Genomic DNA, 25,801 nt, shown 5'->3' on the forward strand with positions numbered 1-25,801 from the left:
CTGGTTAGTCTATCTCACGCCACTCAAACAGCCCGGACACTCACCAGCAAGGCGCGGACCGCACAGGGTATTCTCCAAATTCCTTTTAGGTTGTACGATGACCGACGAGTCACCCTATTCCCATAACAACAAGGAAACACCTATGAAGAACGTCAAACTACTGGTCGGTTTTCTATGCCTCTTCAGTGGCTACGTCGCGGCCGCCCCGGCACCGGGCGAGAAAGAAGTCGCCAGCGCCGTCGACCATCTGACCCAAGCCATGCTGCACAAGAACATTCCCGAGCTTAAAGCGCTGACCGCCGAGAATCTGACCTACGGGCATTCCAGCGGCAAGGTTCAGGACAAGACCGATTTCATCGCCGATATCGAAACCGGCAAAAGTGCCTTCAAGACCCTGGAAATGCAGAACCAGACCATCAACATCTCGGGTGACACCGCGCTGGTTCGCAATCATTTCTCGGCACAAGCGCTCAAGGGCACCGAAGTGGTTCCGACCGAAATCGAGAACTTCCAGATCTGGCAAAAGAAGGGTGGCAAATGGCTGCTGGTCGGCCGTCAGGCTTTCCGCATCTAGCTTTCCATATACAAAAAAAGATCCCGCCCAAGGTCACTTGAGCGGGATTTTTCTATGTGTCAAAGCAGCGCGGTCAAGCCACCGGGATCATCGGATCCGCAGCTGCCAACGCACTGGCACGGTCGGCTGCCGGCGGGTAGATCCAGACAGTATTGATCTGGGTTTTCAGCTCTTTGCCTTCCTGCTTGACCAGTTTCACCTGACGATCCCACCCCTCGGTGTACACCGCGCCCCAGGCGCCCAGATCCAGGCACGTCACGTACTTGGGTTGGCTATAAGGCGTCGGGGCCACGCCCAGAATATGCGCCGCCACGTTGTTACCGGCGTGACGCCCCAGCGAGATGGCGTGCTGGCAGGTCATCATTGCGTAGTTGCCGATGTCATCGCAGGCCGCGTAAGCCACATCGCCCGTGGCATAGATGTCGTCCTGGCCGATGACTTTCAGATGGCTGTCCACATGCAGACGGCCCTGGCGATCACGCTCGGCAGGGATCTGCTCAGTCAGAGAACTGGCCCGCACACCGGTGGTCCAGACCACGGTCTTGGCGTCGATGCGTTGACCATCATCCAAGGTCACGCCGTTTTCGTCGACGGCTACCACTGATGACTTCAATTGCCATTTCACCCCCAGTTCCGTGCTCGCTTGCGCAATCGACTGGCTGATTTCGGCGCCCATCGAAGCCCCGACCTTTTCGCCACGGTCGACGATGATCACTTCAATATCGGCATCCGCACCGAAGATAGCCCGCAGACGCGCCGGCATTTCGGTCGCCGTTTCAATCCCGGTGAAACCTCCGCCCGCCACCACGACGGTGTTGCGGGCTTTGTTGCCTGGCAGGCTGGCCAGGGATTTGAGGTGGTTTTCCAGACGCACGGCTTGTTCGATCTGGTCCACATCAAAGGCATGTTCGGCCACGCCCGGGGTATTCGGCAGGGCCAGGCGGCTGCCGGTCGCCAGAACGAGTTTGTCGTAGCTGCAGGTCTGCCGGGCGCCCGAAGCATCGATGTAGCCAACACGTTTTAGCTCCACGTCGATGGTGTCTGCGGCGCCCTTGATGAACTTCACACCCACCGCATCGAACAGCTCACCGATCGGTGCAGCCAGTTGATGCGCGTTCGGTTCGTAGAAGCGCGGACGCACGCGCAGCTCGGCCTGGGGCGCCATAACCGTGACCTCTACGCCGTTGTGATCATGCAGGTCGAACAGGCGTGTGGCACTCAATGCCGACCACATGCCGCCGAAACCTGCGCCGATGACCAGAATGTGCTGTTTCATGGTTTTAACTCCGAGGATGACCCAAGACAGAACTCGTTGCCGAGCAGACATCGGCGACTATAGTGATCCGAGTTACAGGGTGCAACATCCATTTAACAATGGTTACTATCGTCAACATTGATACCTCGACAATCCCACAACAGCTTTACTCAATAAGGAACACCGGGCAGCTAGCCTCGCCAGCGGATCATTGCCCCCTAAACCATCGACTGTTAATATTGGCGACTCATTCAGTCGGAGATTCTGATGTCTCTTTACAGCGCAGGCGTTGAATACGGCATTCATTGCCTAATTTTTTTGGTGGGCGATTCCGGCGATAGCCGCGAGGCGAGCGTGCGCGACCTTGCCGAGCTGCAAGGTGTACCGCTGGATTACCTGGCCAAGATTTTCACCCGGTTGGCCAAGGCAAAACTGGTGATCGCCACCGAAGGCGTGCGCGGCGGGTTCAAACTGGCGCGGCCGGCGGACGAAATCAGTGTGCTGGATATCGTCAACGCCATTGATGGCCAGAAACTGATCTTTGATTGCCGCGAAATTCGCGGGCGCTGTGCAGTGTTCGACGGCGCCCCACCGGCGTGGGCCCTCGACGGTCCTTGCGCGGTGCACGCCGTCATGATGACCGCGCAAAAACGCATGGAAGATGCGCTCGCGCAGCAGACCATTCTCGATTTGGCCAGACGGGTCGGGCGCAAAGCCCCTGCCGAATTCGGTACTCGCTTGAACAGCTGGATGAATGACCGGCGGGAAAAGAAAACCCCCAGCAGTGCGCCGATTGAGGACGAGCAGATCATCCCGACGAAGGAAATCCCGGACTGACGTTTCATCTATGGGCAAACCGGATTAGAGCGCTCTATGATTGAACCCCATGACCACCTCCGCTCCGATCCGCTCACCCTGCCCGCCCGGCGTCTGCATCTGCGGGCGTGACCCGTTGCTGGAAACACCGGGGGCGGACGTGCGCATCCTGTTCCTGACCCGTCAGGAAGAAAAACGTCTGCTCGACCGACTGGAAAATCTTCAGAGCCTGGCCGACCTCGAACGCCTGCAACAACGGATGCATGAGCAATTGGGCATCCGCGTCGAGATCGTCCCCAGCTTCAACGAAGTGCGCACCATGCGCGGCATCGGAATCACCCTCGCCGAGCAGCCCGGGCTGTGCCGTAAAACCCGCCAGTCGATCCCCGCCGCTATTCGCCGCAGTCTGGAAAAGCGCCCCGAAATCGCCTACGACATCCTCAACGCCAACGACCTGTTGCGGGATGCCTGACAGTCGCTGCGCAATACTAGTCTTGCAGTGAGCTGTGACAAGGGAGATTGTCGGAACGCCGCACCGTCCAACCGGGCTGCACAGCGGCCCAAAAAAGGCACCGCTGCACAATTCTGCGTCAGTCACTCAGGCATTAAGCTGGCATATCGATTTGATCCAGCACCCGGTTCGCGGTGATCTCCGCCACCATGATGCTGTTTGAACCCCCCAACAACGCATAGCGCGCCTCCCCCTCCAGGTGATCCACCAACTGATGGACCATCAGCATGGGAATGCCCGACTGACAGGAGCTTATGCACCTTACTTATAACCCCGGGCGACTAAACCCGACCACTGCTGGGCAGTGGCAGGGAAACGATAGAGGCCAGGCCCAGGGCGCACAAGCCGGCAGATTCTGGCGTAACGGTAGGCGTAGCAGCTGGCGAAGCCTGCGTTCGGCTGCGCAGCAGTCGTGAAACAGGAGTTTGCGGTCTACCTGAAACACCGCATCGGCTGATTTCACGACTGCTGCGCAGCCGAACGCAGGCTTCGCCAGCTGCTACAAAGTGCGGTTTGGCTTAACTGACTGGCATTAGGGCAAGCCCCCTCACCACAAAGCTACCTCGTCCATGCCAATCAAATGTCCGAGCGAGGCTGATCATGGCGGCGTCACCACGGTGTAATACACCCCGTTGGCGCCATAGGCAGGTTGCAACCAGGAATTGCCGCATTGGTAGTACGTGCTCTGGGCAAAAGTCTGCAAGTTACAGCCGGGAGGCAGGCTGGCGTAGGTCTGGCCCAAGGGCATGCTCGGCGGTCCTGAAGCAACCATCCCGGCGTTATAGCCAGCGCTGAAATCGTCGGCGTCGGCATTCTCGTCGACCATCGACCCGACAGCCGAGCCCACCGCCACGCCCGTCGCGGCTGCAGCGACCGGATTGACACCGCCACAGTAATAACAGCCGCCGCTGGCGATCACAGCGGCGGGGGGATGGTAGTAGGCGGTCCCGTAGGGAACTGACTGGTAAGCGCCCCCGCCATAAGCGGGCCCCCTGTAAGCTGTCGTGCCATAACCGTCCGCGTGGTAGCCATAAGCGTTGGCGCCATCCTCTCCTTGTGCATGCCAGGCACCGTCCTCGCCGGACGCCGTTCCGCCCTCGGCACCCGAGCCTTGCCAGGAGCCGCCGCCACCAGAAGCCGAACCACCGCGATAGCTTGAACCGCTCCAGCTGCCGTCACCACCGGAGGCCGAGCCGCCACGATTGGTTTCGCCACTCCAACTGCCATCGCCGCCCGAAGCCGAACCGAATTCGCCGGAACGACTCCATGAACCGCCACCACCGTATGAACGCCCAAAACCGCCAGCGTGCGACCAGGCTGCCGCCTCGTTACACATCAGCGTGGCGATTAACAGGCCCGCGAACTTCAAGGTGGATCTGTTCATGATTCAACCTCCTCGTTCAGGGTTGGGTGACCGGTTCTTTAGCGCCTTGCGGGGCGCGAAGGACGGGCGGCGGGACAAACTTGATCCGGTGCGCCGACTCGATCCCGTCGGGTTTGAAAAACGCCGCAGGCATCGCTGAACTGAGCTTCCAGTCACTGAAATCGATCTGATGGCGGGATCGGGTCGGGTCATCGAGAAACACTGCGCGCAACCGGCGCGGGAGCTTGTCCTCGGTTCCGATCCAGGCTTGGACGAACACGGTGTCGCTGGTGTAAGCAATCACATCGGTGGTGGTATCACCGACCACTGTGGACTGGCCGATATAGAACGCCACACGCATGTCCCTGGACAAATCTTTATAAGGATCAGCGACGATAACGTCGGTAAACGGAAAATAGATGGCCGCACGCAGGTACGCGGCCTCCAGCATCGCATCGATGGTGGGAGGCCCGTCGACTTGGGCAAGCAGGTTGTCTTTGCGCTGGAAGGCATAGGCTTGCTTGCCGTCGTAATAAAACTCGGTGGCCGGACCATCGCCTGAAGTCATGACACGCAGCTGATTCGGGCGCTGCTCGGTGACCAGCGCCACCGAGCTATAGGCCAGGGGCGGCCCCAGCCGGCTGGGCTTTTCGTAGGTGGTAACGGCTTTGAAACTCAGACCCTGTGTGCCGGTCAAGCGAGCGCTCATGGCCTTCAGAATGTCCAGCGCCTTGGGCTCCAATTGCGCCGCCGGCGCAGCGACCGCAGGTGTCTGGGCCGCGTGCAACGGGGTGACAACCATCAACATGCTGACCATGAGCAGGCGGACATACTGCTGGAGGGTAGGCATCTTTTGTTCTCCGCAGTGAGTGGACCATCTGGACTATCAGCAAAGCTCAATTTGCTGCCATTCGCCATCCAATCGAAAAAATAACCCCTCAAATCCGGGCAAAAAAAGTCAACGCGTCACGCTTTGGCTGGATATTTCAGCATTGCTACCTACGCTCTCTTGCAGAGGTATTTGTAACTCGAAGCGAGTGGGCGATGCCCGGCTGTTTCATCACCGAAACATTCGACTTTATCCCTGGAGCACACACACCATGAACTTGTCCCGAAACCTGCTGATCGGCACCGCATTAGCCGCAATCCTGCTCGGCGGTTGTACCTCGAAAGTCACCGAGACGACGCAGTACTCCGGGTTCCTGTCGAGCTACAGCGACCTCAAGGAAGTCGAAACGCCCAGCGGTGGCACGGCGATGCGCTGGGTGAGCCCCTCGTTTGACCGCAATGCGTATACCACCGTGGCGTTCAATACGCTGGAGTTCTACCCCGCGCCAAAACCCAACGAGCGGGTCAATAAGCAGACGTTGCTCGACTTGCAGAGCTACATGACCAGCACGGCCAAAAGCGTGCTGGGCCAGAAATACCGGATAGTGCCTAGCGTTGCCGCAGCACCGGCCGGAGCAAGAACCTTGGTCCTGCGCGCGGCAATCACCGGGGTCACTGCCTCGAACGAAGGCATGAAGTGGTATGAAGTGGTGCCGATTGCGGCCGTTGTCGGCGCGACGCAGGCTGCCACCGGTCACCGGGATCAGAACACTAACCTGTTCATCGAAGCCGAGCTCATCGACGCAGGGACCAATCAGACCGTGGTCAAAGTCGTGCGCAAGGTATTCGGCACCCCGCTGGAGAACGACAAGGAGGCAATCACCGCCCAGGACTTCAAAGCCGCGATCGACAAACTGAATGCCGATATATGGGCGTTTATCCGCAGTTGAACCCTGTTTCAACCGCCAGAAAAAGTTGGCGGTTGAATTAACCTGAAGCAGAGGTCATTTGCCATGCAACCGCTTTCATTTCGTCCGTTTTCAAGGGTGCACAGAACAGTATTTTTCACAGCGCTCATCACCGGTCTACTGGCGTTAAGCGGCTGCGCAACGGTGGACGCGCAGACAACCGCGTATGTCGGGGTCCCGCAGTACCCTGCGACTATTCCAGCCGAAGTCCAGATATTACGCACAGAACCGACGCGCCCCTTCGTCCGACTGGGTGAAATTCTGGTTGATGCCAGTATCGAACCGGCACCCCCAATGGCCGAGATCGAACTGAAACTGCAAGACGAAGGCGCCAAACTTGGCGCAGACGCGGTCGTCGTGGTTTACGACCAGATTGCGACTGTCGGGGCCTATGTGTCCGGCCCGCTATGGGCCCGAGACGTCAATACGATTCAGGGGCGCAAGCTCAAAGCCATTGCCATCAAATTCAAATAATCGACTATCGATAAAGAGGTACACCGCATGAAAGCAATACTGTCCTGGATGACCCTTACGTTGACGGCTGTGTTAATCAGTGCCTGCTCTGCCGTCGGATCAACCGATGGCGGTGCCGGTGAGATCGAGGTTCGAGCAGGGAAGATCGAGCAGATCACGCTGACACAGATGCAGACCAATCACGACAGCGGTGTCGGTGCCGTGCTCGGCGGTCTTGGCGGACTGGGTATCGGCAGCCTGATCGGTCATGGCACCGGGCGCGATGTCGCCATGGTTGCCGGGGCGCTCGCCGGTGCTGCCGGCGGAAACTATGTAGAGAAGAAAAAGTATGACCAACCGGTAGCAGCGCAGCAGATTATCGTGCGGGTCACCAGTGGCGTGCTGGTATCGGTGACTCAGCCGATCAATCCGAACTTGAGTAAAGGCATGAAGGTGTACATCGAAGGCCAAGGCAATGATGCCCGGGTGGTAGCGCAAGGCGGTTAAGGTCACGAGACCGACTTGAGCGGGCTAGGGCTTATCGTGGAAACAAAAACGTAATTGCCGCACGAAATCCCCAGCCCTGCGCCCCATCCTCGGGACTGTCAGCCCAATAGCGTGGCCCAACCTGTATGGTCAGCGGCTGGCCTCCCAGCTTGAGCAGCTGAGTCACCGTGGCATTGATGGGGACCGACCATTCCTTGGTTTGCCAGTTGTAGGTCGACTCGGTATTCACACCAAACGTGGTGTAGGTGTGAGTGGTGTACGACCAAAACGGCTGCAAAAACGTCTGATTGACCTTTTCCGCATTCGGCTGCTCGCCGCTCAGGCTCCAGATCTGATTGGCCAGAATGCCTCGCGTCCATCCGTGTGATTGTTTCAGCGCCACGATGGTCGGCCCTGCCCCCCACTGCCGACTGCTCAGCAACCTGTCACTACCGGTGGGAATCAGCAACACCGGCCCACCACCCAGAATCCAGCCACTTTCCGTCGGGTCCTTGGGCGAGAAGAAAAAACTTTGAGTCACATCACCCACACCGGACTTGTCCGCCACGCCGCCCGGAGCCAGGCCATGCTGGTCAATGATCGGCAGGATCGTGCGGGAGATCAGGTTCCAACGGTCATTTAACTCGAAGGGCAGGACCGGCTGGACGTTGGTCAGGCTTTGCATGCCCTCCCCCGTGGGCCCCATCTTCTGATTCCAGTTGTACTGGATCGGCAAGCTGTACAAGTCCGCGATCGGGTTCAGGGATTTTTTGGCCAGCTCCGCGGAATCATCAGCGTGAACACTCAACACCCCGAAGAACAGGGCACAAGGCAACAAGTATTGCTCAGGTCGTTGGCTAGGCATGATTAAACACCCTGATGGTTTGAGTATCAGCAAAGCGCAGTTTCCTTACGCTCGCCATTCAAACCCTAAACAAATTGCGGTTTTGAGCATGTTTTGCCTCTTTTAAGAGGGCTGCGTCTGGAATTTTCACAATACCTACCTAATCTCATCGTGGGGGGATCCCGCATTTCAGGCGTTACCTGAGGGCTTTCTTTAAGCGTACCTATAGCCGTACACAGGGTCTCGATCATGAATCGGAAAAAGATATTCTCCACACTCGCAATACCTATGCTGATGTCCGCAATGTTAGTCCCCGCCATGACACATGCCGCCGATAAGCCGCCCAACATCCTGGTGATCATGGGCGATGACATTGGCTGGTCCAACATCGGTGTCTACAACCAGGGCATGATGTCCGGTCGCACCCCTCATCTCGACCAGCTCGCCAATGAGGGCATGCGCTTTACCGATTATTACGCCGAGGCCAGTTGTACGGCCGGACGCGCCAACTTCATTACCGGTGAACTGCCGATCCGCACGGGCATGACCACCGTCGGCCAGGCCGGCTCGCCCATCGGCATTCCCGCCGAAGCCGTGACCATCGCCACCACCCTGAAATCCATGGGTTATGCCACCGGCCAGTTCGGCAAGAACCACCTGGGCGACTTGAACGAATTCCTGCCCACCGTCCACGGCTTCGATGAGTTCTTCGGTTACCTCTATCACCTGGACGCCATGGAAGACCCGGCGCACCCCAACTATCCGAAGGACCTGCTGGACAAGGTCGGTCCGCGCAACATGGTCCACAGCTGGGCCACCACCACCGATGACACCACCGTCATGCCGCGCTGGGGCAAGGTCGGCAAACAGAAAATCGAAGACGCCGGCACGCTGTATCCAGAGCGGATGAAAACTGTCGACGACGAAATTCGCGACAAGACCTTCACCTTCATCGACAAGGCCAAACAGGACAACAAACCGTTTTTCGTCTGGTTGAACCCGACCCGTATGCACATCGTCACCCACCTGTCCGACAAGTATGAGGCCATGCGCAATTCGGAAAACGGCTGGTCGGAACAGGAAGCCGGCATGGCGCAGCTTGATGACGTCGTCGGCGATGTCATGGCCAAGCTGAAAAAGGATGGCATGGATGACAACACCATCGTGATTTTCACCACCGACAATGGCGCGGAAAACTTCACCTGGCCAGACGGCGGCACCACGCCGTTTGCCATGGGTAAAGGCACCATTATGGAAGGTGGTTTCCGGGTACCGGCGATCATTCGCTGGCCGGGCAAAGTGCCGGCTAACACGATTGGCAACGGCATCATTTCCGGCCTGGACTGGTTCCCGACCCTGGTCGCTGCGGCGGGTAACCCGAACATCACCCCGGAACTGCTCAAGGGCAAACAACTGGGCGATACCACCTACAAGGTGCACCTCGATGGCTACGACCAGACACCGATGATCACCGGAAAAGGTCCGTCGAACCGGCATGAAATCTTCTACTTTGGAGAAAGTACGCTGGGTGCGGTACGCATTGATGATTACAAGTATCGTTTCATTGACCAGCCGGGTGGGTGGCTGGGAGCTAAAGTGGCTGTGGATGTGCCGTTCCTGACCAACCTTCGTCTGGACCCTTTTGAACGCATGGGTTGGCCGGAAAATCAGTCAGCACAGGGCTCGCAACAGTACTTCGACTGGTTCAAGTTCCAGTTCTGGCGTTTCGTATTCGTCCAGCAGCAAGTGGCTAAACTGGCTGAAACCGCAATAGAGTTTCCGCCCATGCAAAAAGGCGCGAGTTTTAACCTCGATTCGGTCAAGGCCAAGATCGAGGCAGCCCGAGCGGCGATGGCCAAGTAAGCAACCCAATCCACGGGTGGCCGACTGGGCCACCCGTTTTTGAATGGACATTTGGTGAGGTCAATCCATGCTAACAAGAACAGTTGCCCTACCCACTTTCACGCTCCTTACCCTGTGCTGCCAGCAAGCTTGGGCCGGCGGCATCAATCTTTACGAAATCGGCACGGATAACGTCGGTCTGGCCAACGCCGGTGCCGCCGCCCGCGCTCAAGGCCCCTCGACCATCGCCTACAACCCGGCGGGCATGAGTTACTTGCCGGGCACGCAAATCACCGGCGGCTTGCAAGTGCTCTACGGTGACGTTTCCTTTGATCGCGATGCCGGCACCGAACCGGGCAGCGGCAGTGGCAACGCCCTCGATCCGATTCCCGGCGGCAGCTTCTTCGTCACCCATGAGCTGGACGATCAATGGAGTGTCGGTTTCGGCACCTACGGCGATTTCGGGCTTGCCATCAATTACGACAACGATTGGTCGGGGCGTTATTTTGCACAAAACGCCAGCATCGTCGGTTTGTCCATGGTGCCCAGTGTCTCCTACCGCTTCAACGAGCAATGGTCGGTAGGCGTGGGCGTCAAAGCCATGTACGGCGAGTTGAAGGCGCAAACCGCCATTGACCGTAGCCCCTTCGGTTTCACTGATCGCACGGACGGCCAGTACAAGTACCGCGATGGCACTTGGGGCTATGGCGCCAACGTAGGGGTGATCTTCGCCCCGCAGACCGGCACGCGTATTGGCCTGACCTACACCAGCCAGGTCGATCTGGACTTTGAAGACCGGCTGGATGTGAAAGGCGATGGTCGACTGCTGGAGCGAATCAACAACACTCAAACCGACCTCGACGTCAAAGTGCCGCAAACCGTCACCCTCAGCCTGTTCCAGCAAATGGACTCGCAATTGGCATTGTTGGCCTCGGTGAACTGGCAGGACTGGTCGAAGTTCGGCGACATCGGCGTACAGGTCGATACCACGGCATTTGGATCGCAGTCGACAACGGTCGACGCCCATTTCAAGGACACCTGGCACCTCTCACTGGGTGCGCAATACCAGGCCACCGAGCAATGGCTATGGAACGTCGGTGTGGCTTACGACAGCAGCGCCGTGTCGGACAGCAACCGCAGCGTGATTTTGCCGATGAACGAAAGCTGGCGCCTTGGGACAGGAGCCACCTATGCTCTTGACAAGGACACCGACGTTAACGTCAGCTGGGCGCTGATTTGGCTCGGTGACATGCCAGACCAGCAGACCAAGACCGTTTCGGGCAATCAGATTTCCGGTCAATTTGATAGCGCATGGATTCAAGCGCTGACAGGGAATATGACTTGGCGTTTTTGATGCATAGCAAAAAAAAAAAACATAATTTAAACCATGGAGTAAACAACACTATGATTCTGTCCCGAAGCTTGGTTATCGGTGCTGCATTGACCGGCGTCCTGTTGGGCGGTTGTACCTCGAAAGTCACGGAGACGACGCAATACTCCGGTTTCCTGTCTAGCTACAACAACTTGAAGGAAGTCGAAACACCTAGCGGTGGTACCGCGATGCGTTGGGTGAGCCCATCGTGGAACCCGAACGCGTATAACACCGCAGTGTTCAACAAACTGGATTTCTATCCGGCGCCTAAACCCAATGAACGGGTCAACAAGCAGACGCTGGCCGATATTCAGAACTACATGAGCACCAAGGCCAGGGCCACACTGGGCACGAAATACCAGGTGGTCAGCGCCCCGTCAGCCGTTCCGGCCGGTTCCAGAACCTTGATCCTGCGCGCGGCAATCACTGGGGTCAGCGCCTCGAACGAAGGCATGAAGTGGTATGAAGTGGTGCCGATTGCGGCCGTCGTCGGGGCGACTCAGGCAGCCACCGGCCACCGCGATCAGAACACCGAGCTGTTTATCGAAGCGGAATTCGTCGACGCCCAAAACAACCAGACCGTGGCCCGAGTAGTGCGCAAGGTGTTTGGCTCGACCCTGGAAAACGAAAGCCAGAATGTCACGGCGCAAGACTTCAAAACCGCCATCGACAAACTGAACTCTGACCTGCTGCAATTCATCAACTAACTGCTTTCAAGTAATAAAGTGGTCCGGCCGGCGCCCCGTTAACGGGGCGTCGGCCTCTTGAGCGCCGATCACTTTTTCATCCCCACCCGCCGTCGCATCTCGGCCGTAATCGTCTGCCGGGTTTTCTTCAGGTCCGCCCAAGGCTCATCCCCCACCTCGGCCAGGCGTTCATGCACGGTGTGCACGTTCCATTGATTGCCGCCCTTGAGCTCGGCAACTTCCTCGCGAAAGACCGGCACCGATACCGGCAACCCTTCACGGGTGCGTGCCGCGTAGGCGCAAATGGTGGTCGCGCCCAGACCGTTGCGCAGGTAATCGATGAAAATCCGCCCTACCCGATTCTTCGGTCCCGACACTGCGGAAAAACGCTCCGGCAACAACTTGGCCATGTGGCTGACAATCGCATGGCTGAAGTCTTTTACTTCGTCCCAGCCGAGCTTGCGGGTTAACGGCACGACCAGGTGAATGCCTTTGCCGCCACTGGTTTTAAGAAATGCCTTGAGCCCCAGTTCATCGAGCACCGACAGCGTCAGTTGAGTGGCTTCGACCATGCTCTTCCAGGGCAGCGCCGGGTCCGGGTCGAGGTCGAGCACAAAGCGGTCGGGCCGGTCGAGGTTGTCCGCGGTGGCATTCCAGGTGTGCAGTTCCACCGTGCTCATCTGTACGGCGCCAATTAGCGCTTCGGCGTTGTTGATGATCATCACCGGTTGGCCGGTCAGTTCCTTGTCCAGCGTGGTGATGCCGGGGATGGCCAGGCGCTCGGCGTTTTTCTGGAAAAACAGTTCACCGGCGATGCCGTCCGGCGCGCGCACCAACGCCACGGGCCGGTCCTTGAGCTCGGGCAAAATCCACTCGGCAACGCGGGCATAATACTCGGCCAGTTGCATTTTGGTGGTGCCGCTGGAGGCGTCGATAATCCGGTCTGGGTGGGTGATGCGCACCTTGCCTTCGTCCAGGCCGATCTGCGACGGCGCGGGTGGGTCTGTTTTCTTTTTCGCCGCAGCGGACGTTTTTTTCTCTGGAGTCTTCACCACTTTCGGCTGCTCCTCTGTGATGTTATCGGCGGACTTGTCATCGCGCAGGCCATGGAATACCGCATGGCGAACCGAGCCTTCCTTGGTCATTTCAGCGTACGCCACTTCCGCCAACAGTACGGGCTTTAACCAGTGCACACCCTTGGCCTCGAAACCGGTGGGTGGATTGACCACAGCCGACTTTTTCACCTTCAACGGTTTCATCTGTTCGTAGATGCGCTTGAGGGTTGTCTCGTTGAACCCGGTGCCGACCTTGCCGGCGTAACGCAACTCCCCGCTGTCACGGTCATGCAAGCCGAGCAGCAAGGCACCGAAGGCATTGCGCGAACCTTTCGGGTCGGTATAGCCGACCACCACAAATTCCTGGCGGTGTTTGCACTTGAGCTTGATCCAGTCGCTACTGCGCCGAGATACGTACGGCGAGCCCAGACGTTTGCCGATCAGCCCTTCCATCTGCATCTGGCAGGCACTGTTGAGCAAGGCTTCCGGCGCTTCGTCGAACGAGTCCGAGAAGCGCAACAACGGGTCTTGATTGAGTTTGAGCACGGTGGACAACGCCACCCTGCGCTCCTCGACCGGCACCTCGCGCAGGTCCACACCATTGAGGTAAGGCAGGTCGAACAGGTAATACAGGATGTTGGCGCTGGCACCGGCGTCGAAGGCATTTTGCAGGGCCTGAAAGTCCGGCACACCCTGCTCGTCGGCCACCACCATTTCACCGTCGAGCCAGGCCGATTCGAGGTTCAGTGCCGCTAACGCCCGGGCTTGCCTTGGCAATTTGTGGGTCCAGTCGTGGCCGTTACGAGTGAAGAGCTTGATGTCACCGTGATCGATGCGGGCCATGATCCGGTAGCCGTCGAACTTGATCTCGTAGCTCCACTGGCCCTCCGGGGCCTTTTCCACCAGCGTGGCCAGTTCGGGTTTGAGCTGGTCCGGCAGTTTGGCTTTGTGGGCACCGGTGAGTGGTGCCGACGGCGTCTTGGCGCTGGGTTTGGCGGGCTTCTTGACGGGTTTGGGTTTGGCCGCTGTTTTTGCTGGTTTGGTGACGAGGGTCCGGTCACTCAGCACGCTGTCGGGCTCGGCAGCGACCACGTCGTAATCGCTCTCGGGCTTGGCCGCGCTGTCCTGATGCTTGATCAAGAACCATTGTTCCTGCTTGCCCGGCATATGCGTGCGCACCAGGTTCCACAGCCCGCCGAGCTTCTCGCCTTGCAGTTCGAACTTGAGCTTGCCCTTGGCGTAGGCCTTGGCCGGATCCTCCTGGGGAATCCACACGCCACGGTCCCAGACAATCACATCACCCGCCCCGTAATGCCCTTCGGGAATGTTGCCTTCGAAGGTCGCGTAGTCCAGCGGATGATCTTCGACGTGGACCGCCAGGCGCTTGACCTTGGGGTCGAGCGAAGGGCCTTTGGGCACCGCCCAGCTTTTCAGCGCGCCATCGAGTTCCAGGCGAAAATCGTAGTGCAGGCGTGAAGCGTCGTGCTTCTGAATGCAAAACTGCAACGCATGGTCTTTCGCATTGTTCTTTGCGGGGCGTTTGCTCGCGGCGGGTTCAGAGGTCGCCGAGAAGTCACGCATGCGGTTGTAGTCGTCGAGGGTCTTGTTCATGGCGCACCCGCCGACGCAACGATCCCCCCGATACCGGGGCCGACCCGCGTGACGATCAGCGCCACCACTGCAATCCGTTCCACCCGTTGATAACCGGGGGTCAGCAGTTCTTCGCCGAACACGTCGGGATCGAGCTCACGGTAAGTCCAGCCGAACATCGGCGACTCCAGGCGCGGGGTCAGTGCTTGCAGAAACGGATCGAGGCCATCGATCATTGCCACTCCGGTGTACAGCACCAGCGAACCGCCGGGTGCCAGCCGGTTCAAGGCTTGCTCGACAATGCGCAGCGACAGTTGCGCACCGAACGCCCCGCCGCCATGGCGATAGGCGCGCTCGGCCGGGTCGGCCATATAGGGTGGATTGGCAACGATCAGGTCGAAGTGACCGTCGACGCCCTGCAATACATCGCTGGCTTCGGTGCTGACATTGGCCACCTCGGCGAGCGCGGCATTGATGGCCGTCAGGCGCAGCGCCGCCGGGTTGATGTCGACTGCCAGAACCTGGGCTTCACGGCGTGCACGGGCAATCACAATCGCGCCGACGCCAGCCCCACAGCCGATGTCCACGGCACGCCGGATCGGGACGAAATTGTGTTGCAGATGGGCATGGATCAGTTGCGCAAACCGGTACGTGTCCGGACCAAAGAATACCGAGTCAGCTGCGTCGGTTGGAAAGGCCGAATGCACAAACAACAGGTCATCCAGGCTCGACCAGCGCACCCGGCTTTTCAAGTGGCCGTTGCTTTCTTCGAGTACGCCAGCCTGTTGCAACTGCCGCTGCTCATCCGCCAACAACAGCCCCGGCTCGAACGGCCGTGACCAACCGAAGACATCGCGCAAGGTCTGGGCTTGGCGCCCCAAGGCTCGATCCAGCACTCGCTGATGCGTCAGTGGCGTTGGTGTGGTGAATCGATAGCCGTCAGCCTGCAACCGGCGTCCCAGTTGCAATAATGCCAGGTCGGCAGTGTCCATGTGTTCTTCCTGATTCATGTAAGGCTCCTTAGCGAACGCTGGATTTGAGCTCGATGAATCGTCGCGTGGCCAACAGGCCGGCGGGATGGGAATGCCGATGCGCCGACAGCCACGGGATCAACACCTGCATTTGCTCGGCGGCGGTCCGTCCCTCCAGCGCCGCTTGCAGGCTCTGGACATCCGGATCGCTGGCCGGCAAGGCGGGTTCGACGGCGTCACCGAGGCTGCGGCGATACGCTGGCGGCGGACGCTCGGGCGTCCAGTCACCGGCGATCCAGTCGTGCAGCAGTTGTTTTTCATAAGGGCTGAACACCCCGAACATGGCCGCGCCATCGCCCTCGATCAGCTGCCAGAAACGGCTGCCTTGCGGGTCCTGGTGACGCTTGATCCAGCCTTTGTTTTCGAGGGCAGCAAGAAAGCCCGGCAACTGCTCGGGTGCCGACAGCCACTGGTTGACGGTCTTGCCTTCAAAGCGGCAGTAGTCGGAATGCATGTGCTGGCCGAACGGACGTTTGCGCTCCAGCATGTTCAGCACTTCGTCATAGAGGTTGAACGACTCGATGATCGCCCGACTGCCCTGCCCCAGATCATTCAGCCGATACCCTTCCACGACCCGACGCAGAAATTCGTCGCGATCACCCTCCAGCGGCATTAGTTGCAACACTGCCTGCACGGCTTTGTGCGCGTGGCCGGTGCTGGCATTGTCGATGGTCACGTGCAGAGTGAAGTAATACGGATCAATGCCCAACTCACTGAGTTCATAGGCGCTGATCAGCAAGTGCAGCGGCAGTTGTTCATAGCCCAGGTTATAGCCGATCACCTCGGGTAAAAACTCATCGGCGCATGCACCCAGCGCCAGTTGTATCGCGCCTTGCAGGTAATGCTCGTCGGCGATGACGCCGGTGTCCTGCAAGCCCAGTTCAGCCAGCAGCCTGCGGTAAATCACCACATGGTTCTGCGCCGGGTTGCCGTCGCCCAACTCTTCCAGGTAGGTGCAGATCAGCCCGTCGAAACGCGGATCGCGCCACTGCGGCAACAACCCGGCCAGCCAGGCGCCGTCCACCAGTTTGGTCGGCGCTACGGCTTGCAGGAAAAACAGCGCGTGGGCTTTGTTGCTGAAAAACTGCCGCTCGCCCCCTGCTTTGCGCGCTTTGAGGTAGTCGGCGTATTGGCGCGCCACCTCGGTGGCGTGCTGTTCGACAAAGTCTTGCAGGGCCGAGAGGTCTTGCGGCAGGTCCTGGGGCAGGTTCGCCGCTTGCTGCAGTTGAGCGTACAGAAATGTCCGGGCAATAGATGCCGCGTCGTCGCTCAACAGCAACTGCTCGTAGGTCTGCTTCAGGCTACCGGTGGCAGAAATCGCCTGCTCGTGGGCAGGCCGGGATTGGAGCTGTGTCAGGGCAGTCATGGGCGCATCTCTCGGTCTATGGCCAGTGGCAGGACGCTCAAGCAACACGTCTCTACATCAGCAGAGCGATGGCGCCGGATAAAAATTCAATCGGCGTTGAAAATGCCCGGACAGACGGGCGCGAACAACACAACTGACCGCGTTATCGATCTTCGCGAGCAGGCTCGCTCCCACAATGGATCTGTGTTTACAAATCTAATGTGGGAGCGAGCCTGCTCGCGAAAGCAATCTGATAGCCAACATAATTTATGTGGCTGCCCCTCAGGCAGCGCCACCCTTGGCCCGCTGCTCCAGATGCACCTGCAACTCGGGCTCGATCTTCAGCGCCGCCGCCAGTTCGTCCAGATAGGCACGCTCGGCCTCCCCTTGATCGTTCACCAGCATTACGCTGGCGAGGTACATTTCCGCCGCAATCGCCGGGTCGGTGGCCGACACCGACACATCGGTGGCATCCAGCGGCCGGGCGACTTCTTCATCCAGCCATTGCTGAAGGTCGGGGTCATCAATATGTTTGCCGATTTCAGCGGTGATCATCTGCATCTCTGCATCATCAATGCGGCCATCGGCCTTCGCCGCTGCAATCAAGGCGCGTAGCACGGCATGGCTGTGGTCTTCGACGTCCGGGCCCGACAATAAGTCGACTGTGCGCGGCGGCTGTTGTGGCGCTGTGGCCTGACTGCGCTGCCACGCCTGATACGCCTGAAAGGCCATCATCCCCAACGAGGCCAGGGCGGCATAGCGGGTGCCGCCTCCGGAGCGACTTTGGCTCGGACCGCCTGTGGGTGAGCCGCCACCCAGCAAACCGCCGAGCAAGTCATCCAGGCCACCACCGCCACTGCTTGAGCCGGCCTTGCCGCCCATCAGGCTGCCCAGTAACCCGCCCATTCCGCCGAGCGGATTTTGAGATGACGCACCACCGCCGCTCGATTGCGACATCGAGCCCTGGCCGGCCCGTAGTAATTGTTCGAGTAGATCGCTGGTGTTCATGACGATGTCCTCCTGAAGGGAAGTGAATCAGTCAGGCAACGATAGTTCTCGCCGGCTAATGCGCCACCACCGTTGGGCTGGCGTGAAGCCCGGCACGTCGCCAGGATCTACCGACGGTGAACCTTACCCCCGGATTCCCGGTCGATACCTGCAACCCGCCCGGTTTGCCGACACCTCCACTTGAAGGGGTGATAACAGGCTTGCTTCACTTTCTGGAGAACGCCCCCGTGATTTCGACCCTACACATTGCCAGGCTCAAAGCATGGGGAGCCCATGGTTTCACCGCGACCGGCGTAGTGACCGCCTTCCTCGCCACGCTGGCGTTGCTGGACAACCAACCGACCCAGTGCCTGCTGTGGCTGGGGGTTGCGCTGATCGTCGACGGGCTGGATGGCGCACTTGCGCGCAAGGTCAATGTGCAGTCGGTGCTGCCCGGTTTTGATGGTTCGATTCTGGACCTGGTCATCGATTACCTGACCTATGTGTTTATACCGGCGCTGTTTATTTATCGCTACGTGCCGTTGCCGGACTACACGCTGCTGCTGACGGTGTCGCTGATTCTGGTGTCCTCGCTGTTGTGCTTCTGCAACGTCAACATGAAAAGCCAAGACAATTACTTCCAGGGTTTTCCGGCCGCATGGAACGTGGTCGCGCTGTGTCTGTACATCATCGCGCCAACACCGTGGATCACCTTGCTCACCGTCATCGGCCTGGCCCTGTTGACGGTGACGCGGATGAAGTTCCTGCACCCGTTTCGCGTGCGCCGCTTTATGCCCGTCAACATCGCCGTGACGGCCATCTGGTTGTTGTGCAGTTTGTCGCTGGTGCTCAACCATCCGGTCATCAACCCGATGGTGATGGGACTTTGGCTACTGATGTCGGCTTACTTTCTGGGGGTCTGCATCTGGCGCACGGCACGGGAGTGGTTTGATGGCTCGCGCCAGCCATAATGCCGACATGGCCATTCATATCGTTCGACTCGGCTCACCGCTCACACCCGATGAAGGTCTGCGTGTTTGTAAGGAACTCGCATGGCTTGGAGCTGTGGGAGTTCAGCTGCCTTCCGATAAGCCTTAAAAATAAAGTCATCAAGACAGTTGCTCCCACATTTAGATCTACGCCAGATCAGCGCCGTGTGATGACGACTTCAAGGTATTCGCTCGGCACCACCAGCGACTTCTCCCCTGCCCGGTTCGCCCGGCTCAGCAGCTCGGTCAGGTCCTGTTCAAACGCCTGGGCACCCTCGGGCGGCAGCACCGCAAAGGCTTTATGGACCGGCCCGTACCAGGTGCGGAAGGTGTCGATGAAGTGCGCCGCCGAGCGATAGCGGAAGTTGAAGGTACGGCGTGTCACTTGGACCAGAAAGTCGCGTTCATCGAAGTGTGAATGCAGCCAGGTTTCGGTGCCCCAGTTAGACGGTGGTTGTGCGCCCGCCGGTGGCGGCAGGTGCCGGCCCAGGGTCTTGAACATCTGCCCGACATAGCCTTCCGGCGTCCAGTTGGCCAGGCCGATTCGCCCACCGGGGCGGCAGACTCGTGCCAGTTCGGCGGCGGCTTTGGCCTGATCGGGCGTAAACATCACGCCGAAGGTCGACAGCACGGCATCGAAGCTCGCGTCCTCGAACGGCAGCGCTTCAGCGTCGGCTACCTGGAAGGTCACGTCCAGGTGCTCTGCCCTGGCCCGGTCTTCGCCACGCTCCAGCAACGCGGCAACGTAGTCGGTGGAAGTGACCTTGCAGCCACGGCGTGCGGCGGCGAGTGTTGCATTGCCGTTGCCAGCGGCGACGTCCAGCACCCGCTCGTCACAGAGCAGGTCGCAGGTTTCGGCAAGTTGCTCGCCGACAATCTGCAACGTGGTGCCGATGACGGCGTAGTCGCCGCTGGCCCAGGAGGCCATCTGGCGGTTTTTAAGGGCAGTGAGATCAATCGGTGTACTCATGAAGTCTGCTCCGTAAGGATTGCAAAGCGACCGCGGCCTATTCAGCCGTGGTGGGATCGATAATGTTCGCCACTTGGGAAATTCGGTTGGCCGGGAAACCACTGCGGGTGGCGTGTTCTTTGATGAGCGCTTCGTTGGGTGCGATGTACACGCAGTATAGTTTGTCACCGGTGACGTAACTCTGGAGCCACTGCACTTCTGGCAGGTCGCGCAACACATTGCAGGACTTTAGCGAGGCGGCTTTCAAATCGCGCTCTGACAGTGCTCCAACGCCCGGGATCTCGCGCTCTATGACGAACTTTGGCATGGCAACCTCTCATTCTTGTTATTGATAACAGGGTCGGTAGTGCCCTGTTGAATCAACTATCGCCCCAGCTCGGGCCAACGTCCTGCCCGATCGTCGGCCAACCTTGTCCGATCGTCCGGAGGTTAGCCACGGTGCGGCGACAGGCTCACAATCAACACCATCCGCACATCGGAAAACCGCCATGGACGCCCTGTCACAAACCTTGCGTGTCGTGCGCCTGGTTGGCGCGATTTTCATCAATGCCCGGTTCACCGCGCCTTGGTGCTACCAGTCGCCCAGCGCCGATACGGCGGCACCGTTTCTGGAGCCCGGTGCCGAACGCGTGGTGATCTTTCACTTGATCACCGAGGGTGAGTGTTATGTCGAACTCGGTGACGATCCTCCGTTGCTGCTGACGGCCGGCGATGTGGTGGTTTTCCCCCAAGGCCATGCCCATCGTATGTGTTCTAAACCGGGTCTGGCGCCCGCCACCGGCGCGCGGCTGGACGTGGTACTGGCCCGGCGACCACGGCAGTTGAGTTATGGCGGCGGCGGCGCAGTCACGCGGTTGGTGTGCGGCTACCTGGCGTGCGATACGCGGTTGGCCGGCATGCTGCTTACCGGGCTGCCTCCGGTGGTGCGGGTAAACGTGCGCGGCTCGAATGCCGGCATGTGGCTCGAATCTTCGGTGCGTTATGCGTTGGCTGAAGCCCGCTCGCCAAGGCCCGGTGGCGAAGGTGTGCTGGCGAAACTGGCCGAGGTGTTGTTCATCGAAGTGCTGCGCCTGTACATGAACGAACAGGGCGAAGGGCGTACCGGGTGGCTGGCCGGGGTCGGTGACCGGATTGTCGGCGGCGCGTTGAACGCCCTGCACAAAAAGCCTTGCCACGCCTGGACGCTGGATGAGCTGGCGCGCACGGCCGGCACCTCAAGATCGGTGTTGGCGGAACGCTTTCAGCAAATGGTCGGGAGTTCGCCGATGCAGTACCTGACGCAATGGCGGATGTTGCTGGCGGCCAACCTGTTACGCAGCAGTAACAGCTCACTGATGCGCATTGCCGAAGAAGTGGGTTACCAGACGGATACGGCATTCAGCCGGGCCTTTCGTCGCGAGTTCGGTGCGCCCCCGGCCGCGTGGCGGCGCATTCAGGCAAACAAACCAATGGCCCATGGCGCGTAGCTGTGGGCCATTGATTTGATCGTCATGCCGCCGGGGCTTTCGCCTCTTCCAGCAGTTGCTGGATCACCTTCTCCTGAGTGTCGTAGCTGCCTTCACCGAAGTGGGTGTAACGCACCTGCCCCTTGGCGTCGATCAGGTAGTGGGCGGGCCAGTACTGATTGTCAAAGTTGCGCCAGATCGCGTAGTTGTTGTCGATGGCCACCGGGTAGGTGATGCCGAGCTTTTTCACCTGCTCCTTGACGTTGTCGATGATGCGTTCGAAACCGTATTCCGGGGTGTGCACGCCGATCACCACCAGGCCATCCTTCTCGTATTTCTTCGCCCAATCCTTCACATACGGCAGCGTGTGCTGGCAGTTGATGCAGTCATAGGTCCAGAAATCCACCAGCACCACTTTGCCTTTCAGCGATTCGTTGGTCAGGGCTGGCGAATTGAGCCATTCGACGGCGCCATTGATTGACGGCATGGCGCCTTGGGCGTTGTCCATCGTATCGGCCTTCACTTTGCTGACGAAGTAATCGACCACTTTCGGCACGGTTTCCATCACGCCTTTCTCAAGGCTGCTGACGGCTTCGGACGAAGTACCGGCCAGCAGGACTTTGTCGGCACCACTGGAAATCACCGCCGCCGCCGCCAGCACCGCAACACCGGTACCTCGACGCAACCAACCGGTGACCGGGATCGACGCTTTCAAGCGATTGACCAGGCCGCGTCCAGCGAAAATCAAAGTGCCCAGGGACAACGCACTGCCCAGGCCGTACGCCAACAACAACAGGCTGGTTTGCGCATTGGCGCCTTGCAGCATGGCGCCGGTGAGGATCACCCCGAGGATCGGCCCGGCACAGGGTGCCCACAGCAGGCCGGTGGCCACACCGATCATCACCGAACTCAACGGGCCGGACAGGTTGCGACTGTCGGGATCAAGGCGATTGCCAAGCGCCACGAACGGGCGGGCCATCACGTCACCGACCCGGGCAGAGATCAGCGACACGGCAAACAGCCCCATCACGACCAAGGCGACCTGGCGACCGGTGTTGTTGGCTTGCACCACCCACTCGCTGCTGACCACGGCCAGGCTGGAGATCAGGGCAAAGGTCAGGACCATGCCGCCGAGGGTCAGCAGAATGGAGGACCGAGTACGTTTGACCCCGGCGAACAGGAACGGTACGACCGGCAGGATGCAGGGACTGAGGACGGTCAATATGCCGCCCAGGAAAGCGATGAGGAACATGGGATCACCTTTGAAATAATGAGCGCGACACATCGACATCCCTGTGGGAGCGAGCCTGCTCGCGATGGCGGTCTGGCAGTTACATAGATGTTGAATGTGCTGCCGTCATCGCGAGCAGGCTCGCTCCCACAGTGGAATGATGGGGTTTTCAGGCAGTCTGGCTATCCAGTTGCCGCCCCTGTGGAGTCCGGCTGCCACCGTCCTGGGCCAAAAACCCATTCGCATCCTTGTGCGCCACCGGCGTCAGCTGGAAGCAAGTAGCGCTGCCACAGCTACTCTGTTCAACAGCGGCATTGGCATGGGCGGCAGCACCGGCGAGGGTGAAGGCGATGGCGGTCAAATAGCGGCTTACGTTGTTCATGATGGGCTTCCTGTTTCAAAGGGGGTGGGCAATGACTGGTCGAGGTACTCAGTTGTCCGAGTTGCAGCCATCAGCCAATTTGCGGTAGTCCAGGACCTGGGTTTTGTTTTGCGAATCCAGGTAGGTCAGTTGTGCATCCACCACGCCGCAGTTCGGCGCCGCGTCCTGTTTCAGCGACACGACTTTCTGGATGTCCAAATGCGTGCCGTAGGTGTAGGTTTTCGGGGTAACGTCTGCTTCGGCACGGGCCGACAAGGTGCAGATGTTCAGTGCGGCAAACAGGCAAGCGGCGTAGATGGCTTTAGTGTTCATGGCGGTTTCCTCAAGGCTTCAATGGGTCAGTGGTTCGATTGAGCCGAGGCGGTCTGGTTTGCCTCGATGGAACCTATTAGAAGCCTGCGAGGTATCTGGTCTGTGTCGAAAACAGACGCGTATAAATCCGTACGTATCAAAGCTGGCTGCTGATACACAGCGATACAAAACCCCTGAAAAACCGTGTTTTTGCGTCTGCGTGTATCCGCTGTCATGCCGGATACACTGCAATACAAAGGGCTGAAGGCGAGCAGGCCAAGGCTCGATAGACTGCGCAACATCTCCCATTGATAGAGGCCAGGCCCCATGGAACACGTCGATCACATTCTCATCGTGGACGATGACCGCGAGATCCGGGAACTGGTGGGCAACTACCTCAAGAAGAACGGCCTGCGCACCACGGTCGTCGCCGACGGGCGCCAGATGCGTGCGTTTCTTGAAACCACCCCAGTGGACCTGATCGTGCTCGACATCATGATGCCCGGCGACGACGGCCTGATGCTCTGCCGCGAATTGCGCGCTGGTAAACACAAGGCCACCCCGGTGTTGATGCTGACCGCGCGCAACGACGAAACCGACCGCATCATCGGCCTGGAGATGGGCGCCGACGATTACCTCGTGAAACCGTTCGCCGCCCGCGAACTGCTCGCCCGAATCAACGCCGTGCTGCGGCGCACGCGCATGTTGCCGCCCAACCTGGTGGTGACGGAAAGCGGTCGTCTGCTGGCGTTCGGGCGCTGGCGCCTCGACACTTCGGCCCGGCATTTGCTGGACGAAGACGGCACCATGGTCGCGCTCAGCGGCGCCGAATACCGGCTGCTGCGGGTCTTTCTCGATCACCCGCAGCGGGTGCTCAATCGCGATCAACTGCTGAACCTGACCCAGGGCCGCGACGCCGACCTGTTCGACCGCTCCATCGACTTGCTGGTCAGCCGTTTGCGCCAGCGTCTGCTCGACGACGCCCGCGTGCCGGCTTACATCAAAACCGTGCGCAGTGAGGGTTATGTGTTTTCACTGCCGGTGGAAGTACTCGGGGCGCCCTCATGAACCTCAACCTGCGCTGGCCCCGCACCCTTGCCTCGCGGCTCTCGCTGATCTTCTTGATCGGCTTGATCCTCGCGCAGGCGCTGTCCTTCGGCGCGCAGTATTACGAGCGTTACGAAAGCGCGAAGAACACCATGCTCGGCAACCTGGAGACCGACGTCTCGACCTCCATCGCTATCCTCGACCGCTTGCCGGCGGCGGAACGAATGAGCTGGCTGAAACAACTGGACCGGCGCAATTACCGCTATCTGCTGGATGAAGGCTCGCCGGGCGAGGCCATGCGCGACACGCCGATTGCGGTGACCTCGATCAAGGACGCCATCGGCAAGGATTACCCGATGACCGTGAGCGACATTCCCGGCCCGATCAAACACTTTCAGGTTCATCTGAAACTGTCCGATGGCAGCCCCGTCACCATCGACGTACGCCCGTCGATGGTGCCGTTATCGCCGTGGCTACCCTTCGTCCTGCTCGGCCAATTGGCGGTGTTGATCGCCTGCACCTGGCTGGCCGTGCGCATCGCCATCCGCCCATTGACGCGCCTTGCCCAAGCCGTGGAAACCCTCGACCCCAATGCCCACGCCGTGCACCTGGACGAAAAAGGCCCCATCGAAGTCGCCCACGCGGCCAAGGCGTTCAATTCAATGCAGGCGCGCATCGCCGCCTACCTCAAGGAGCGCATGCAACTGCTGGCGGCGATTTCCCACGACCTGCAAACCCCGATCACCCGCATGAAACTGCGCGCCGAATTCATGGACGACTCCACCGAGAAAGACAAGTTGTGGAGCGACCTCGGCGAGATGGAGCATCTGGTGCGCGAAGGCGTCGCGTACGCGCGCAGCATTCATGGCGCCACCGAAGAAAGTCGCCGAACCGACCTGGATTCATTCCTCGACAGCCTGGTGTTCGACTATCAGGACATGGGCAAAGACGTGCAACTGAGTGGCAAAACTGGCGCGGTGATCGATACCCGGCCGCATGCGTTGCGGCGGGTATTGGTGAACCTCACCGACAACGCATTGAAATTTGCCGGCGCCGCTGAACTGAAGGTGGAAAGAAAAAACGGCAGCCTGTCGGTGACCGTCATGGATCGCGGCCCGGGCATTGCCGAGGAAGAACTGGCCCACGTGATGGAACCGTTTTACCGGGTGGAGAATTCGCGTAACCGCAGCACCGGCGGGACAGGATTGGGGTTGGCAATTGCCCAGCAACTGGCGACGGCAATCGGCGGGTCGTTGAGGTTGAGCAATCGTGAGGGTGGGGGGTTGTGTGCGGAGCTGAAGCTGTCGGCTAGGCCTGTCAATCAGTAGACCAGTGAGCTTTTCCGGGCGCACCTCTAAACCTGTGGGAGCGGGCTTGCCCTAATGCCGATCAGTTAAGCGATAACACGAACCGTAGCAGCTGGCGAAGCCTGCGTTCGGC

General features: G+C 59.4%; 26 protein-coding genes and 1 pseudogene. 13 read left to right on the forward strand and 14 right to left on the reverse strand.

Annotation, left to right across the window (positions count from 1 at the left end; genetic code table 11):
- The first annotated feature begins 142 nt into the window (after positions 1-142).
- Complete coding sequence (locus PMI22_RS12940; protein ID WP_007946354.1) at positions 143-574, forward strand: nuclear transport factor 2 family protein; 432 nt, start codon at positions 143-145, stop codon at positions 572-574.
- 73 nt (positions 575-647) lie between these two features.
- Here PMI22_RS12940 and PMI22_RS12935 read toward each other — a convergent pair whose 3' ends face one another.
- Positions 648-1,850 (reverse strand): NAD(P)/FAD-dependent oxidoreductase, encoded by a 1,203-nt coding sequence (locus PMI22_RS12935; protein WP_007946355.1) that lies wholly within the window; start codon positions 1,848-1,850, stop codon positions 648-650.
- Between the two features lie 246 nt (positions 1,851-2,096).
- Here PMI22_RS12935 and PMI22_RS12930 point away from each other — a divergent pair, with 246 nt between their 5' ends.
- Positions 2,097-2,666, forward strand: a complete 570-nt coding sequence (locus PMI22_RS12930) for an RrF2 family transcriptional regulator (RefSeq protein WP_007946356.1) — start codon at positions 2,097-2,099, stop codon at positions 2,664-2,666.
- Positions 2,667-2,715: 49 nt separating this feature from the next.
- Entirely contained in the window at positions 2,716-3,117 is a 402-nt protein-coding gene (locus tag PMI22_RS12925) for a hypothetical protein (RefSeq protein WP_007946357.1), read from the forward strand.
- A gap of 133 nt (positions 3,118-3,250) precedes the next feature.
- On the opposite strand, the pseudogene PMI22_RS32280 reads toward PMI22_RS12925, so the two are convergent.
- From PMI22_RS32280 to PMI22_RS12915, 3 genes and pseudogenes are all read right to left on the reverse strand, one after another.
- Positions 3,251-3,382: pseudogene (locus PMI22_RS32280) on the reverse strand (DUF6124 family protein); the annotation flags it as partial.
- Positions 3,383-3,754: 372 nt separating this feature from the next.
- Entirely contained in the window at positions 3,755-4,540 is a 786-nt protein-coding gene (locus tag PMI22_RS12920; protein ID WP_007946358.1) for a hypothetical protein, read from the reverse strand.
- Between the two features lie 16 nt (positions 4,541-4,556).
- The gene (locus PMI22_RS12915) at positions 4,557-5,369 is read right to left on the reverse strand and encodes a DUF2092 domain-containing protein (RefSeq protein ID WP_007946359.1); all 813 of its coding nucleotides are present in this window, start codon (positions 5,367-5,369) and stop codon (positions 4,557-4,559) included.
- Between the two features lie 250 nt (positions 5,370-5,619).
- Between PMI22_RS12915 and PMI22_RS12910 the strand changes: the two genes are divergently transcribed.
- From PMI22_RS12910 to PMI22_RS12900, 3 genes are all read left to right on the forward strand, one after another.
- Positions 5,620-6,297, forward strand: coding sequence for a DUF3313 domain-containing protein (locus PMI22_RS12910; RefSeq protein WP_007946360.1), 678 nt, complete (start codon positions 5,620-5,622; stop codon positions 6,295-6,297).
- Between the two features lie 63 nt (positions 6,298-6,360).
- The gene (locus tag PMI22_RS12905) at positions 6,361-6,789 is read left to right on the forward strand and encodes a hypothetical protein (RefSeq protein ID WP_007946361.1); all 429 of its coding nucleotides are present in this window, start codon (positions 6,361-6,363) and stop codon (positions 6,787-6,789) included.
- A gap of 27 nt (positions 6,790-6,816) precedes the next feature.
- Positions 6,817-7,275, forward strand: a complete 459-nt coding sequence (locus PMI22_RS12900) for a glycine zipper 2TM domain-containing protein (protein WP_007946362.1) — start codon at positions 6,817-6,819, stop codon at positions 7,273-7,275.
- A 31-nt stretch (positions 7,276-7,306) separates the two neighbouring features.
- On the opposite strand, the gene PMI22_RS12895 is transcribed toward PMI22_RS12900, so the two are convergent.
- Complete coding sequence (locus PMI22_RS12895; RefSeq protein ID WP_007946364.1) at positions 7,307-8,119, reverse strand: hypothetical protein; 813 nt, start codon at positions 8,117-8,119, stop codon at positions 7,307-7,309.
- 228 nt (positions 8,120-8,347) lie between these two features.
- Here PMI22_RS12895 and PMI22_RS12890 point away from each other — a divergent pair, with 228 nt between their 5' ends.
- The 3 genes from PMI22_RS12890 (at position 8,348) to PMI22_RS12880 (ending at position 12,019) form a co-directional block, all read left to right on the forward strand.
- On the forward strand, positions 8,348-9,961 hold the full coding sequence (locus PMI22_RS12890) for an arylsulfatase (protein WP_007946365.1): 1,614 nt from the start codon (positions 8,348-8,350) through the stop codon (positions 9,959-9,961).
- A gap of 67 nt (positions 9,962-10,028) precedes the next feature.
- On the forward strand, positions 10,029-11,294 hold the full coding sequence (locus PMI22_RS12885) for an OmpP1/FadL family transporter (RefSeq protein ID WP_007946366.1): 1,266 nt from the start codon (positions 10,029-10,031) through the stop codon (positions 11,292-11,294).
- A gap of 50 nt (positions 11,295-11,344) precedes the next feature.
- Positions 11,345-12,019, forward strand: coding sequence for a DUF3313 domain-containing protein (locus PMI22_RS12880; RefSeq protein ID WP_007946367.1), 675 nt, complete (start codon positions 11,345-11,347; stop codon positions 12,017-12,019).
- A gap of 68 nt (positions 12,020-12,087) precedes the next feature.
- Here the strand turns inward: PMI22_RS12880 and ligD are convergent, their stop codons facing one another.
- From ligD to PMI22_RS12860, 4 genes are all read right to left on the reverse strand, one after another.
- Entirely contained in the window at positions 12,088-14,664 is a 2,577-nt protein-coding gene (gene ligD, locus PMI22_RS12875) for a DNA ligase D (RefSeq protein WP_007946369.1), read from the reverse strand.
- Positions 14,661-15,653, reverse strand: coding sequence for a methyltransferase (locus PMI22_RS12870; protein ID WP_007946370.1), 993 nt, complete (start codon positions 15,651-15,653; stop codon positions 14,661-14,663). Before PMI22_RS12870 ends, ligD begins: the two co-directional genes overlap by 4 nt.
- 10 nt (positions 15,654-15,663) lie before the next feature.
- A complete protein-coding gene (locus tag PMI22_RS12865) occupies positions 15,664-17,040 on the reverse strand; it encodes an iron-containing redox enzyme family protein (RefSeq protein WP_007946371.1) in 1,377 nt (458 codons plus the stop codon).
- 261 nt (positions 17,041-17,301) lie between these two features.
- Entirely contained in the window at positions 17,302-18,027 is a 726-nt protein-coding gene (locus PMI22_RS12860; protein WP_007946373.1) for a tellurite resistance TerB family protein, read from the reverse strand.
- A 227-nt stretch (positions 18,028-18,254) separates the two neighbouring features.
- Here PMI22_RS12860 and pcsA point away from each other — a divergent pair, with 227 nt between their 5' ends.
- Complete coding sequence (pcsA, locus tag PMI22_RS12855; RefSeq protein ID WP_033049304.1) at positions 18,255-18,977, forward strand: phosphatidylcholine synthase; 723 nt, start codon at positions 18,255-18,257, stop codon at positions 18,975-18,977.
- Between the two features lie 175 nt (positions 18,978-19,152).
- Here the strand turns inward: pcsA and PMI22_RS12850 are convergent, their stop codons facing one another.
- Positions 19,153-19,965 carry a class I SAM-dependent methyltransferase gene (locus tag PMI22_RS12850; RefSeq protein ID WP_007946375.1) on the reverse strand — a complete coding sequence of 271 codons (813 nt, stop codon included), beginning with the start codon at positions 19,963-19,965 and terminating at the stop codon, positions 19,153-19,155.
- A gap of 37 nt (positions 19,966-20,002) precedes the next feature.
- A complete protein-coding gene (locus PMI22_RS12845; protein ID WP_007946376.1) occupies positions 20,003-20,272 on the reverse strand; it encodes a DUF4242 domain-containing protein in 270 nt (89 codons plus the stop codon).
- Between the two features lie 181 nt (positions 20,273-20,453).
- On the opposite strand from PMI22_RS12845, the gene PMI22_RS12840 reads away from it, so the two are divergent.
- The gene (locus PMI22_RS12840; protein ID WP_007946377.1) at positions 20,454-21,431 is read left to right on the forward strand and encodes an AraC family transcriptional regulator; all 978 of its coding nucleotides are present in this window, start codon (positions 20,454-20,456) and stop codon (positions 21,429-21,431) included.
- A gap of 22 nt (positions 21,432-21,453) precedes the next feature.
- Here the strand turns inward: PMI22_RS12840 and PMI22_RS12835 are convergent, their stop codons facing one another.
- From PMI22_RS12835 to PMI22_RS12825, 3 genes are all read right to left on the reverse strand, one after another.
- Positions 21,454-22,662, reverse strand: a complete 1,209-nt coding sequence (locus PMI22_RS12835; protein WP_007946378.1) for a cytochrome c biogenesis protein DipZ — start codon at positions 22,660-22,662, stop codon at positions 21,454-21,456.
- A 148-nt stretch (positions 22,663-22,810) separates the two neighbouring features.
- Positions 22,811-23,023 (reverse strand): hypothetical protein, encoded by a 213-nt coding sequence (locus tag PMI22_RS12830; protein WP_007946379.1) that lies wholly within the window; start codon positions 23,021-23,023, stop codon positions 22,811-22,813.
- 48 nt (positions 23,024-23,071) lie between these two features.
- A complete protein-coding gene (locus PMI22_RS12825; protein WP_007946381.1) occupies positions 23,072-23,335 on the reverse strand; it encodes a DUF2790 domain-containing protein in 264 nt (87 codons plus the stop codon).
- Between the two features lie 306 nt (positions 23,336-23,641).
- On the opposite strand from PMI22_RS12825, the gene PMI22_RS12820 reads away from it, so the two are divergent.
- Positions 23,642-24,382 (forward strand): response regulator, encoded by a 741-nt coding sequence (locus tag PMI22_RS12820; protein ID WP_007946382.1) that lies wholly within the window; start codon positions 23,642-23,644, stop codon positions 24,380-24,382.
- Complete coding sequence (locus PMI22_RS12815) at positions 24,379-25,689, forward strand: ATP-binding protein (protein WP_007946383.1); 1,311 nt, start codon at positions 24,379-24,381, stop codon at positions 25,687-25,689. The genes PMI22_RS12820 and PMI22_RS12815 overlap by 4 nt, the downstream gene beginning before the upstream one ends.
- Positions 25,690-25,801 lie beyond the last annotated feature (112 nt).

It is taken from the genome of Pseudomonas sp. GM21 (genome assembly GCF_000282215.1).
Taxonomy (GTDB): Bacteria; Pseudomonadota; Gammaproteobacteria; order Pseudomonadales; family Pseudomonadaceae; genus Aquipseudomonas.

Excerpts from the sequence above, each read along its gene's own strand:
- PMI22_RS12940 (WP_007946354.1), top strand. The coding sequence starts at position 143 with ATGAAGAACGTCAAACTACTGGTCGGTTTTCTATGCCTCTTCAGTGGC.
- PMI22_RS12935 (WP_007946355.1), bottom strand. The coding sequence starts at position 1,850 with ATGAAACAGCACATTCTGGTCATCGGCGCAGGTTTCGGCGGCATGTGG.
- PMI22_RS12930 (WP_007946356.1), top strand. The coding sequence starts at position 2,097 with ATGTCTCTTTACAGCGCAGGCGTTGAATACGGCATTCATTGCCTAATT.
- PMI22_RS12925 (WP_007946357.1), top strand. The coding sequence starts at position 2,716 with ATGACCACCTCCGCTCCGATCCGCTCACCCTGCCCGCCCGGCGTCTGC.
- PMI22_RS12920 (WP_007946358.1), bottom strand. The coding sequence starts at position 4,540 with ATGAACAGATCCACCTTGAAGTTCGCGGGCCTGTTAATCGCCACGCTG.
- PMI22_RS12915 (WP_007946359.1), bottom strand. The coding sequence starts at position 5,369 with ATGCCTACCCTCCAGCAGTATGTCCGCCTGCTCATGGTCAGCATGTTG.
- PMI22_RS12910 (WP_007946360.1), top strand. The coding sequence starts at position 5,620 with ATGAACTTGTCCCGAAACCTGCTGATCGGCACCGCATTAGCCGCAATC.
- PMI22_RS12905 (WP_007946361.1), top strand. The coding sequence starts at position 6,361 with ATGCAACCGCTTTCATTTCGTCCGTTTTCAAGGGTGCACAGAACAGTA.
- PMI22_RS12900 (WP_007946362.1), top strand. The coding sequence starts at position 6,817 with ATGAAAGCAATACTGTCCTGGATGACCCTTACGTTGACGGCTGTGTTA.
- PMI22_RS12895 (WP_007946364.1), bottom strand. The coding sequence starts at position 8,119 with ATGCCTAGCCAACGACCTGAGCAATACTTGTTGCCTTGTGCCCTGTTC.
- PMI22_RS12890 (WP_007946365.1), top strand. The coding sequence starts at position 8,348 with ATGAATCGGAAAAAGATATTCTCCACACTCGCAATACCTATGCTGATG.
- PMI22_RS12885 (WP_007946366.1), top strand. The coding sequence starts at position 10,029 with ATGCTAACAAGAACAGTTGCCCTACCCACTTTCACGCTCCTTACCCTG.
- PMI22_RS12880 (WP_007946367.1), top strand. The coding sequence starts at position 11,345 with ATGATTCTGTCCCGAAGCTTGGTTATCGGTGCTGCATTGACCGGCGTC.
- ligD (WP_007946369.1), bottom strand. The coding sequence starts at position 14,664 with ATGAACAAGACCCTCGACGACTACAACCGCATGCGTGACTTCTCGGCG.
- PMI22_RS12870 (WP_007946370.1), bottom strand. The coding sequence starts at position 15,653 with ATGAATCAGGAAGAACACATGGACACTGCCGACCTGGCATTATTGCAA.
- PMI22_RS12865 (WP_007946371.1), bottom strand. The coding sequence starts at position 17,040 with ATGACTGCCCTGACACAGCTCCAATCCCGGCCTGCCCACGAGCAGGCG.
- PMI22_RS12860 (WP_007946373.1), bottom strand. The coding sequence starts at position 18,027 with ATGAACACCAGCGATCTACTCGAACAATTACTACGGGCCGGCCAGGGC.
- PMI22_RS12850 (WP_007946375.1), bottom strand. The coding sequence starts at position 19,965 with ATGAGTACACCGATTGATCTCACTGCCCTTAAAAACCGCCAGATGGCC.
- PMI22_RS12845 (WP_007946376.1), bottom strand. The coding sequence starts at position 20,272 with ATGCCAAAGTTCGTCATAGAGCGCGAGATCCCGGGCGTTGGAGCACTG.
- PMI22_RS12840 (WP_007946377.1), top strand. The coding sequence starts at position 20,454 with ATGGACGCCCTGTCACAAACCTTGCGTGTCGTGCGCCTGGTTGGCGCG.
- PMI22_RS12835 (WP_007946378.1), bottom strand. The coding sequence starts at position 22,662 with ATGTTCCTCATCGCTTTCCTGGGCGGCATATTGACCGTCCTCAGTCCC.
- PMI22_RS12830 (WP_007946379.1), bottom strand. The coding sequence starts at position 23,023 with ATGAACAACGTAAGCCGCTATTTGACCGCCATCGCCTTCACCCTCGCC.
- PMI22_RS12825 (WP_007946381.1), bottom strand. The coding sequence starts at position 23,335 with ATGAACACTAAAGCCATCTACGCCGCTTGCCTGTTTGCCGCACTGAAC.
- PMI22_RS12820 (WP_007946382.1), top strand. The coding sequence starts at position 23,642 with ATGGAACACGTCGATCACATTCTCATCGTGGACGATGACCGCGAGATC.
- PMI22_RS12815 (WP_007946383.1), top strand. The coding sequence starts at position 24,379 with ATGAACCTCAACCTGCGCTGGCCCCGCACCCTTGCCTCGCGGCTCTCG.